This window comes from Sphingopyxis sp. (assembly GCF_035250425.1).
Lineage (GTDB): Bacteria > Pseudomonadota > Alphaproteobacteria > Sphingomonadales > Sphingomonadaceae > Sphingopyxis.
In genome coordinates, this window is the sequence record NZ_DATFFD010000046.1 from 1 (window position 1) to 3,464 (window position 3,464).

Below are 3,464 nucleotides of genomic sequence, written 5' to 3' on the forward strand. Positions count from 1 at the left end.
CGTGACCGTGCGCGGTGCAGGGGCGGGCGAGGGCGGATCGATCCTCGACTTTGCCGGGCAGCAGGGCGCGGGCGAGGGGCTGCTCGTCACCTCGGACGATGTGTTCCTGACCCAATTCGCGGTGCTCAACACCAAAGGCGACGGAATCAAGTCGAAGGGCGCCGACCGCATCGTCTATCACCAGCTTCGCGTCGAATGGACCGCGGGGCCCAAGGAAACCAACGGCGCCTACGGCATCTATCCGGTCGAAAGCACCGACGTGCTGATCGACAGCGTCTATGTTCGCGGCGCGTCGGACGCGGGCATCTATGTGGGCCAGTCGAAGAATATCGTCGTCCGCGATTCGGTCGCGACCGAAAATGTCGCAGGGATCGAGATCGAGAACAGCTATGACGCCGACGTCCACGACAATGTCGCGACGAAGAACACCGGCGGCATCCTGGTGTTCGACCTGCCCAGCCTGCCGATGCAGGGTGGGCACAATGTCCGCGTCTTCGAAAATATCGTGAACGATAACAGCACGCCCAATTTCGCGCCCAAGGGCAATATCGTCGCGAGCGTGCCGACCGGCACCGGCGTGCTGATCATGGCGAACCGCAATGTCGAGATTTTCGACAATGTGTTCGACCAGAACGGCACCGCCAATGTGATGATCGTCGGCTATCGCTACGAGCATAAGGACCCGAAATATCAGCCGCTGCCCCGCGCGATCGTCGTGCGCGGCAACCAGCATGGCAAGGCGGGCTATGCGCCCAAGTTCGCCGGCGGCGACATGATCGCGGCGGCGATGGGCGGCAGCATTCCGCCGATATTGTGGGACGGCGCGGGCGACGCGATTGTGCTCGACAAGGTGGGCATATTGTCGCTGAACCTGCCCGATGTGAAGACGCCGCAGAGCGAGGCGAAGCCGTCGCCCGCCGACCTGTCGAGGGGCACGCCGCCCGCGGTGCTGCCGGCGATCAAGCTGCCCGAAAGCATGGAGGCGAAGGTCCGGTGAAACGCATATTTGCCGCGGTTGGAGCGGCGCTGCTATGTGCGAGCGGCGGGGCGGCGCTTCCGCCGCAAACGGTCGACCAGACATTGATTGACGGTGACAGCGTGCCGCCAAAACTGTCGGCGTTCGGCTTGTTTCGCGCGGGTACGAGTGAACTGCTGCCCGACCTGCGGCGATACAGTCTGCACACGCCATTGTTCAGCGACTATACCGAAAAGCAACGCGCGATCTGGCTTCCGCCCGGAGAATTGATGCCGATCCGCAATGGCGGCCGTCTCGAATTTCCGGTCGGGACCGTACTGGTCAAAAGTTTTGGCTGGCCCGACGTCAATGGTGGGCGTCCGGTGGAGACTCGCCTGCTGATCCGCCGTGTGTCCGGCTGGGTCGCCTTTCCCTATATCTGGGATGCCGATGGAAAGGATGCGACGCTAGCGCTCGGCGGGCGCCGCGTGCCCGTGACCTTCAAGAGCCCTGATGGAGAGACGTACGCGATCCGTTACGCGGTGCCCAACCGCAACCAGTGCAAGGAATGCCACAGCCTGAACGGCGAAATCGTACCGATCGGACCCAAGGTCGGGAATATCGTGTTCGAAGACAGCAAGCGCGACGCTGACCTTGCCAGCGCGATCACGCTGATCGCGCCCTATATCAACCCGATGCCGCAGTGGGACGATCCAAAGAGCGGCAGCGTCGCCACCCGCGCGCGCGCTTATCTCGATGTCAATTGCGCGCACTGCCACAATCCCGCGGGCAGCGCGTCGAACAGCGGGTTGTTCCTGCGTTGGACCGACGATCCGACCGGGGTCAATTTCGGCATCGGCAAGCGGCCGACCGCGGCGGGGCGCGGCAGCGGCGGCATGGATTTCGCGATCGCACCCGGCGACCCCGACCACAGTTTCCTGATCTATCGCCTCGAAAGCACCGACCCCGGCATCGCGATGCCCGAGGTCGGGCGGTCGACGGTACACAAGGAAGGCGCGGCGCTGCTGCGGCAATGGATTGCGGAGATGCCGAAAGCATCGCATTAAACGGCGCCATGACACACCAAGCGCCCCAGCTCGTCCTCCACGACTATTTCCGCTCCTCGGCCAGCTTTCGCGTCCGCATCGCGATGAACCTGAAGGGGCTCGATTATGAGCGCGTCGAGATCAGCCTGATCGCGGGCGAGCAGCGCAGCGACGCCTATCTCGAACTCAACGCGCAGGGCTTCGTGCCGATGCTCGTCGTCGATGGCGAGCCGATCATCCAGAGCATGGCGATCATCGACTGGCTCGACCGTGCCTTTCCCGAACCCCGGCTGATCCCCGAAGAGGCGATGCCGCGCGCGGTCGCGCTGGCGCGGGCGCAGGTGATCGCGAGCGACATCCACCCGCTCAACAATCTGCGCGTGCTCAAATATCTGAAGCGCGATTTGGGACTCAACGAACAGACCAAGGACCGCTGGATCGCGACGTGGATCACGCAGGGGTTCGAGGCGCTCGAGGCGATGGCGGGGGAGGGCAAATATCTCGGCGGCGACACGCCGGGGATCGCCGACTGTTGTCTGGTTCCGCAAATCTACAACGCGCGGCGCTTCGAGGTGCCGCTCGACGCCTTCCCGCGGCTGATCGAGATCGACGCCGCGTGCATGGAGCTCGAAGCGTTTCAGAAGGCCCACCCCGACGCGGTCAAACCCGCGTGATCCGGCTTCTGACGGGGGTGGCCGCGCTGGCGCTGCCGGCGGCGGCGATGGCGCAGGATGCACAGGTCGAGGAGGAAGTTGACGGCGGCTGCTGTGCCTGGGTTGGCCGGCGCATCCCGGCCGACATCATCATCGTGAATGGCAGCGGTCAGCTCCGGCGGTCCGACAGCGACGGGGTTCAGGCTTCGAGCGTGATTCCCTATCCCGACCCCGGCCTCGGCTTGCGGGTCGAAAACCGTCTGCGCGACGAGGCGGGCATTGTCCAATTTCGCCGATCCGACGGCCGTTCGGCGCATCCGACGAGTCAGGGCATCACGCTGCGCGGGCTCGGCGGCAATGCGTCGGCGCGCGCGCTCGTCACGCTCGACGGGGTGCCGCAGGCCGATCCCTTCGGCGGCTGGGTCGCGTGGAGCGCTTATGATGCGATCAACCTCGGCGGCATCATCGTCACGCGCGGCGGCGGCAGCGGGGTCGATGGTCCGGGCGCGCTCGCGGGGACGGTCGGTCTCTATTCGAAAATGACCGACGGCGTCGAGGCGAGCCTTGCCTATGGCAGCCGCGACGGATGGGACGCTTCCGCGTCGGTTGGGGCCAAGCTCGGCAACGGGCAGGTCGCCGTTGACGGCCGCTACAGCCGGGGCGACGGGTTCATCCCCGTCGCGCAGGGCCAGCGCGGCGCGGCCGACCGTGCCGCGCCCTATGAACAGGGCGGGCTTGGCCTGCGTCTTCGTTTCGACGCCGGTGACGACAGCCGAATCGAAGCCGCGCTGCGCGGCTTTTCGGACCGGC

Annotated in this window: 4 protein-coding genes; all 4 read left to right on the plus strand. The window is 65.5% G+C overall.

Annotation, left to right across the window (positions count from 1 at the left end; genetic code table 11):
* Positions 1-997: parallel beta-helix domain-containing protein (locus VJ811_RS03090; RefSeq protein ID WP_324070815.1), on the plus strand; the 997-nt coding region annotated here is incomplete at its 5' end.
* Positions 994-2,022 carry an SO2930 family diheme c-type cytochrome gene (locus VJ811_RS03095; RefSeq protein ID WP_324070816.1) on the plus strand — a complete coding sequence of 343 codons (1,029 nt, stop codon included), beginning with the start codon at positions 994-996 and terminating at the stop codon, positions 2,020-2,022. The genes VJ811_RS03090 and VJ811_RS03095, both read left to right, overlap by 4 nt.
* A gap of 8 nt (positions 2,023-2,030) precedes the next feature.
* Entirely contained in the window at positions 2,031-2,675 is a 645-nt protein-coding gene (gene maiA, locus VJ811_RS03100; RefSeq protein WP_324070817.1) for a maleylacetoacetate isomerase, read from the plus strand.
* Positions 2,672-3,464 (plus strand): TonB-dependent receptor (locus VJ811_RS03105; protein WP_324070819.1); only part of this gene is annotated, 793 nt, incomplete at its 3' end. The genes maiA and VJ811_RS03105, both read left to right, overlap by 4 nt.

Excerpts from the sequence above, each read along its gene's own strand:
- maiA (WP_324070817.1), top strand. The coding sequence starts at position 2,031 with ATGACACACCAAGCGCCCCAGCTCGTCCTCCACGACTATTTCCGCTCC.